The 6,030-nt window shown below is 52.4% G+C and carries 5 protein-coding genes and 2 pseudogenes; 3 read left to right on the plus strand and 4 right to left on the minus strand.

The genetic code is table 11. The features are described 5' to 3' along the window. Window positions 1-223 (plus strand): annotated as a pseudogene (locus Q6D67_RS21315) (hypothetical protein); the annotation flags it as partial. 511 nt (window positions 224-734) lie between these two features. Here Q6D67_RS21315 and Q6D67_RS21320 read toward each other — a convergent pair. Further along, window positions 735-1,115 carry a hypothetical protein gene (locus Q6D67_RS21320; protein WP_304707837.1) on the minus strand — a complete coding sequence of 127 codons (381 nt, stop codon included), beginning with the start codon at window positions 1,113-1,115 and terminating at the stop codon, window positions 735-737. A gap of 109 nt (window positions 1,116-1,224) precedes the next feature. Between Q6D67_RS21320 and Q6D67_RS21325 the strand changes: the two genes are divergently transcribed. Further along, entirely contained in the window at window positions 1,225-2,526 is a 1,302-nt protein-coding gene (locus Q6D67_RS21325) for a Rieske 2Fe-2S domain-containing protein (RefSeq protein ID WP_304707839.1), read from the plus strand. Continuing rightward, window positions 2,516-3,490, plus strand: a complete 975-nt coding sequence (locus Q6D67_RS21330; protein ID WP_304707840.1) for a PDR/VanB family oxidoreductase — start codon at window positions 2,516-2,518, stop codon at window positions 3,488-3,490. The genes Q6D67_RS21325 and Q6D67_RS21330 overlap by 11 nt, the downstream gene beginning before the upstream one ends. Window positions 3,491-3,723: 233 nt before the next feature. Here the strand turns inward: Q6D67_RS21330 and Q6D67_RS22025 are convergent. The 3 genes and pseudogenes from Q6D67_RS22025 to Q6D67_RS21340 all read right to left on the minus strand — a co-directional run. Next, a pseudogene (locus tag Q6D67_RS22025) lies at window positions 3,724-3,841 on the minus strand (IS630 family transposase); the annotation flags it as partial. 15 nt (window positions 3,842-3,856) lie between these two features. Further along, window positions 3,857-4,729, minus strand: coding sequence for an IS630 family transposase (locus Q6D67_RS21335; protein ID WP_370552021.1), 873 nt, complete (start codon window positions 4,727-4,729; stop codon window positions 3,857-3,859). Window positions 4,730-4,945: 216 nt separating this feature from the next. Beyond that, a complete protein-coding gene (locus Q6D67_RS21340) occupies window positions 4,946-5,896 on the minus strand; it encodes an IS5 family transposase (RefSeq protein ID WP_304707842.1) in 951 nt (316 codons plus the stop codon). Between the last annotated feature and the right edge of the window lie 134 nt (window positions 5,897-6,030).

Below are 6,030 nucleotides of genomic sequence, written 5' to 3' on the forward strand. Positions count from 1 at the left end.
CTTGGTGGAGAGGTTTTTTGCACTAATCTCGCAGCGGTGGATCAAACGAAATTCGCATCGCAGTACACGTGAGTTAGAAACCGCGATCCATGAGTATCTGGACATCTACAATGAAGATCCCAAACCCTTTGTGTGGAAGAAGACCGCCGACGAAATCGTTGAGTCTATTGCTCGTCTTTCGGACAAGTTAAATACTGGGCGAACTTTTGTTAAAGGACACTAGTGTTGATGACGACGGCGAATCGTGTCCTGGATACGATTTGGCGACACGGTTTCGATTATCAGAAAGCAGGTGTGATGCTGGCTAGCTTTCAGCCGTCGGTTCAGCAACGACAGGCCGATTTCTTTTCATCGTCGGCTGAGCACGCGACTTGGGAAACACTTTTTCCCGTTTTGAGTCGAATCGACAGTTCTGGTGCCGAGCTCTGTAGCCGGAGTTGCTTAAAAACTCTTCGCGGTTGTCTACTCCATGGGCATTCTCAATTACACACACTATAACTTTCATGTGGTGGCGAAACCGCGCTGGTAGTGAAAGAGCACTTCATTAAGCGCTTTGGCGTGCCTGAGTATGCCGTAGTCATTGATGAGTCTGGGGGGATTACCGGGGCGTTTTGTGGGACTGAATTCCAGCGATGCCTACACGGACCCACTTGCCGGACCGAAAACCATGTTTGGCTTCAGCCCCGCACCGGGGATGACCGAATGTTCGCCGGCGTGGCGTGGTCTGGCACCATTTATGATGAACCCTGCATTCGGAAAGGCCCGTCACCAGAAACTGATGCAACCTGCCGGTGCAGCGAATATGGTTGAGTGAGTGCATCATGACGATCTGAGAAACATCTACGGATTCGATGAAAGCGTAGCTCTCGGACTCTGTATGACAGCGGTGGTGTGCAATACAGCTTGGGATCGCCGCGGCGTCTCAGCGCAAAGAGTTGAAGCATGTCCTCCAGCTGTGCACCCTCTTGAGAAGCGATCTCAGCGAACTGGTGGCCTATCTCCATGACCAGTGCATACAGCCGGAATGTCACATGAATACCGGAATCGTTGAGGTCAGGGCGCTCGCGCTCCCAATCAATGACAATGACAATCATTATCATTTCAGGCAAGGTCATTTCACGCATCCAGATGCCCTTGACATTTCGATTAGTTGGCATATACCTTAACTTTAGTATATCTTACCTATTAAGATATATTGTGACCATCAAACAAAAAGGACAACCTATGTTAACTGCAGAGCAAAATAAGCTTCTTACTGATGTGAGTGTCGGTTCACCTCTAAGTGGCTACTGGAAGCAGCACTGGATTCCGGCCTTGCGATCAGAAGCCCTTGAGGTGGATGGCGCACCGACCCGTGTAGAACTTCTTTGTGAGCATTACGTGGCATTTCGCACTACTGACGGGACGGTGGGCTTTCTCAACGAGGCCTGCCCCCATCGCGGCGTCTCGCTCGCACTCGGGCGCAATGAGAACAATGCACTCACCTGCATATTCCATGGCTGGCAGATGAATGCCAAAGGCGACTGTGTTCACATGCCGACAGAAGAGACCAATACACTTTGTTCAAAGGTGCCTCGTACTGGCTATCCGGTTCGTGAAGCCGGTGGAATTGTGTGGGTGTACTTGGGTGGCGGGGAGGTTCCCCAATTCAATGACTTTCAGTTCACGCAAGTTGCTCCGAAGCACGTGCGCGCCCGTGCTTCATACAACAATTCCAATTGGTCACAGAATGTCGAGACATTGCTCGACTCCGCGCACATCGCGCTTCTTCACGCGGACACGACATACGACAAGGATGTTCCACAGGAGGGTATGCAGCTCTCTTCCGGAAACCACGTACCTCGCTACAGCTTTGACAAAAAGCCATACGGTCTCCGCTCTTATTCTGAGCGAGATCAACCCGATGGTAGTGTTTACTTGCGTGTCACCGAGTTCGTTGCGCCGGGCATCGCATTTATTGGTACGACAAGCGCCGAGGCCGCGTTCGCGATCATGGTTGTGCCAGTCAACAACACGAAGACCCTTGGATGGTTCGTGTTTTGGGACGAGCGCGACGATATCAACAACCGGCTTCCTGAGTTTCTGATGATCGGCACCGATGCCAGTGACGACGATTTTGCTGCGTCGCGCGTTGGCAAGGCCGGCGACCTCATGGCCTCACAGGATCGCGAGGCCATGCGCCGTGGCGAGACTTGGACCGGAATCAAGGGGGTGATCTTTGAAGACTACGTTCTTGCAGAAAGTATGCCGATCGTGGACAGAACCAAGGAATTTCTTGGTAGCGGAGACGTTGCCATCGTCCGCTTGCGTCGCGAGTTGCTGAGCCGCATCTCTGACTACCAAGCGGGACGTACATTGCCAGAGCACAGTGAAAACATAGACTACCGGGCACTCCGATCTCTGGCCGAGATCCTGCCGGAAAATAATGTCGATATACGGGCGTTTACTGACGAAAAGGAAGCGGAGCGTCGCGCGACATTTAACTCATCGCAAACCGACAAAGGTCAAGACGCGAATGTTGTCTGAACATAGCGCGGGCATGGTGACTGCATCGACATTCTTGGTCTATGTCGATGCAGTCACCCGTGAATCCGAATCCGTTCAGACCTATGTGTTGCGGCTTCCGAGCGGGGATCCAATGCCGGCATTTCATCCGGGTGCCCATATCGACATTCACCTCGACAACGGCCTTGTTCGTAGTTATTCGCTGATCAACAGCACCGGTGAACAAGACCGATACGTCATTGCGGTTGATGAGGCATTGCAAAGTAGAGGGGGTTCCCGCTGGATTTCTGAACAAGTTACCGCAGGAGATGTGCTCAGAATATCGCAGCCTAAGAATTTGTTTCCACTCCAAGAGTCAGCTCCGCACAGCGTCTTGATTGCCGGGGGGATCGGAATTACACCGCTGCTATCAATGGCTCGGTACCTTGAAGAAAAGTGTGGATCTTGGGAATTGCATTACTGCGCGCGCAATCAAGAACGAGCCGTATTTCAGCAGGAGCTGCTCACAGCAAAGAGATGGGGCACGGTGTCCTTGCACTTCTCCGAAGTGCAAGGACACCGTGATCTCAGAGCTATTGTGAGCGCTGCGCCTGACCGAGCACATTTTTATTGTTGTGGTCCCTCGAGTATGTTGGACGCCTTCCTTAGTGCTACGGAAAATATTGAGCAGGAGCGCGTCCACATCGAACGATTTAGCGGCGCTGAAAGCGTAAGGGACGGCGCTTTTGACCTCATTCTCGCGAAATCAAGGCGGGTCTTACGGGTTATGCCTGGCGAAACAGCTCTTGAAAGACTGATGCGGGAAGGGTTTGAAATACCGAATTCATGCGGGGAAGGAGTATGTGGTAGCTGTGAAGTCAGGCTGCTTGCCGGCAAGGCAGACCATCGAGACATGATTCTAACGGACGACGAGAAAGCCGATAATACCAGTGTTTTTGTCTGTTGTTCTGGCAGCCTTACTCCGTCTTTGACGCTGGATTTATAGATTAATTATGCGTTCCTTGATGAGCACGATAACTAACTAGTGTCCTTTAACATAAGTTCGCCCAGTATTTAACTTGTCCGAAAGACGAGCAATAGACTCAACGATTTCGTCGGCGGTCTTCTTCCACACAAAGGGTTTGGGGTCTTCATTGTAGATGTCCAGATACTCATGGATCGCGGTTTCTAACCCACGTGTACTGCGATGCGAATTTCGTTTGATCCACCGCTGCGAGATTAGTGCAAAAAACCTCTCCACCAAGTTTATCCATGATGCCGACGTCGGGGTAAAGTGCACATGGTAACGCGGGTGCGCCGCAAACCATGCACGCACTTCTGCAGTTTTATGGGTGCCGTCACTAGTGTCCGGTTAAAAGTTGAATAAATTCAGTTGGTTGCCGTGGGCATCCAGTTCGGTTATGTCGCCAGCGTCGAGAAACGCCTTGTTTATAGGGATTTTCNAGTTATCCATGATCAAATGGATGTCGAGGTCTTTTGGCACTTCCCGATCTATCGCTCTCAGGAAGGACAAAAATTCCTTCGCCCTGTGCCGCTGATGCAAGCGCCCAATGACTTCGCCGGTCGCAACGTCCAATGCAGCAAATAGCGTCGTGGTGCCATGGCGAACATAGTCATGAGTCTGTGTTTCGGCATAACCAAATGACAAAGGCAAGGCAGGCTGCGTCCGGTTCAAAGCCTGGATTTGACTCTTTTCATCAACACACAGCACTAGCGCTCTATCCGGTGGGTTCATATACAGACCAACAATATCGTGAACCTTTGCAACGAAATGAGGATCGGTTGAAAGTTTAAACGTCTCCAGGCGGTGCGGCTTCAAGCCAAAAGCACGCCAGATGCGACTGATTGCCATGGCATTTAACCCGACTTCGTCGGCCGTTAACGTCGTCGACCAGTGGGTGGCGTTGGCAGGCTTCGTATGTAACGTCTTGCTAATGACCTCAGTCACTTTATCGTCGTTGATACTGCGAGGGCGGCCACTGCGCGGTGCATCGGTTAAACCCGCAATACGGTATTGCTCGAAGCGGCGACGCCATTTGCTGACTGTCTCGCTGGTTACACCAACTCGTTCACCGACCTCGTGCCCTTTCAGGCCTTCGGTGCTAAGAAGAATTATCCTGGCACGTTGCTGCTCAGCAGCGGGCATTTGACGTCGACGCAACCAGCGCTTCAATTCGATACGCTCCTCGTCGCTGTTTTCCAGCACTTTGACCGGGCGCCCCATCTCATTCCCTCCACGACTACCGCATGTAGAGCATAGACAATAGAGGTCATTATTAATAGTCCGAACTTATGTTAAAGGACACTAGGGAACATCTGAAGAACCGATGATTTCAGCCGCACAGAGCTCCAAATGGTGATTTCTGGTCATACATTTCCCATTTTCGAGGTTCTACTCGCCTCGCTGCCGGGTAATTCCCGTGCAGCGGGCGCACTGACCCTATGTTGCCAGGTACGGTCTGGCACGCAGCAGGTTGGTGAAGGCCGCGAGCACTATCAGTCGGTTGTGATTTTTCTGCAGCCCCCGATAGCGAACTTTGCTATAGCCAAAGATTCGCTTGATGGTGAGAAACGGATGCTCGACTTTGGCCCGGATACTGGCTTTCATCCTCTCAACCTCATGCAGCAGACTGTTGTCGGGGAGTTGGGCGCGGCGTCCGGCACGCATGGCGACTTCCCAGTCGACCGATCGGCCGTGATGTTCCTCGCGCTTCTCAATGCCTGTGTATCCAGCATCTCCCCAGACAGTTTTCTCCTTACCGTGCAGCAGCTGGTCCGCTACGGCAATGTCACTGACATTGGCGGGCGTGGTAGCGACACTGTGGATCAGGCCAAAGGTCTCATCGACACCGATGTGCATCTTCATCCCAAAGTGCCATTGGTTTCCCTTCCTGGTTTGATGCATCTCGGGATCACGTGCATTGTCTTTGTTTTTGGTCGAACTCGGCGCAGCGATAATAGTGGCATCCACGATGGTCCCTTCCTTGAGCGCGAGTCCCTCCGCAGCCAAGTGTTGGTTGACGGTATCGAAGATGACCTGGCCCAGGCCGCGCTTCTCGAGGAAATGCCGGAAGTTCAAGATGGTGGTTTCGTCGGGGATACGCTCCGACAGCCGAAGGCCAGCAAAGCGACGCATGGATTCCAACTCATACAGTGCGTCTTCCATGGCCGGGTCACTGAGGTTGTAGAACAACTGCAGGCAGTGCACCCGCAACATGACAGGCAAGGGGTAAGGCGGGCGGCCATTTCCACCCCGGGGATAGTGCTTGCGGAGCTTCTTCTCCAGCTTAGCCCAAGGAATGAGCGCCTCCATGCGCTCCAGGAAGATTTCGCGCCGGGTTTTGCGCTTCTTGTTGGCAAACTCGGCTTCGGCGAAGGTCATCTGGGTCATGCTGACATCCTGTTGTTGGGGCACGGCCTATTATCGCAAAATTCAGGACTTTTTCAGAGTATCCCTAGCAGGCTGCTGAAAAAGGCATGATTTTGACGCACTCAACTTCCTCGTCGCTCCATGTCCCAAGTTTG

The sequence above is a fragment of the Haliea sp. E1-2-M8 genome, assembly GCF_030649675.1.
Classification (GTDB): Bacteria; Pseudomonadota; Gammaproteobacteria; order Pseudomonadales; family Halieaceae; genus Haliea.

Bases quoted from the DNA above. Each gene is read 5' to 3' on its own strand.
- Q6D67_RS21330 (WP_304707840.1), top strand. From the start codon at position 2,516: ATGTTGTCTGAACATAGCGCGGGCATGGTGACTGCATCGACATTCTTG.
- Q6D67_RS21340 (WP_304707842.1), bottom strand. From the start codon at position 5,896: ATGACCCAGATGACCTTCGCCGAAGCCGAGTTTGCCAACAAGAAGCGC.
- Q6D67_RS21320 (WP_304707837.1), bottom strand. From the start codon at position 1,115: ATGACCTTGCCTGAAATGATAATGATTGTCATTGTCATTGATTGGGAG.
- Q6D67_RS21325 (WP_304707839.1), top strand. From the start codon at position 1,225: ATGTTAACTGCAGAGCAAAATAAGCTTCTTACTGATGTGAGTGTCGGT.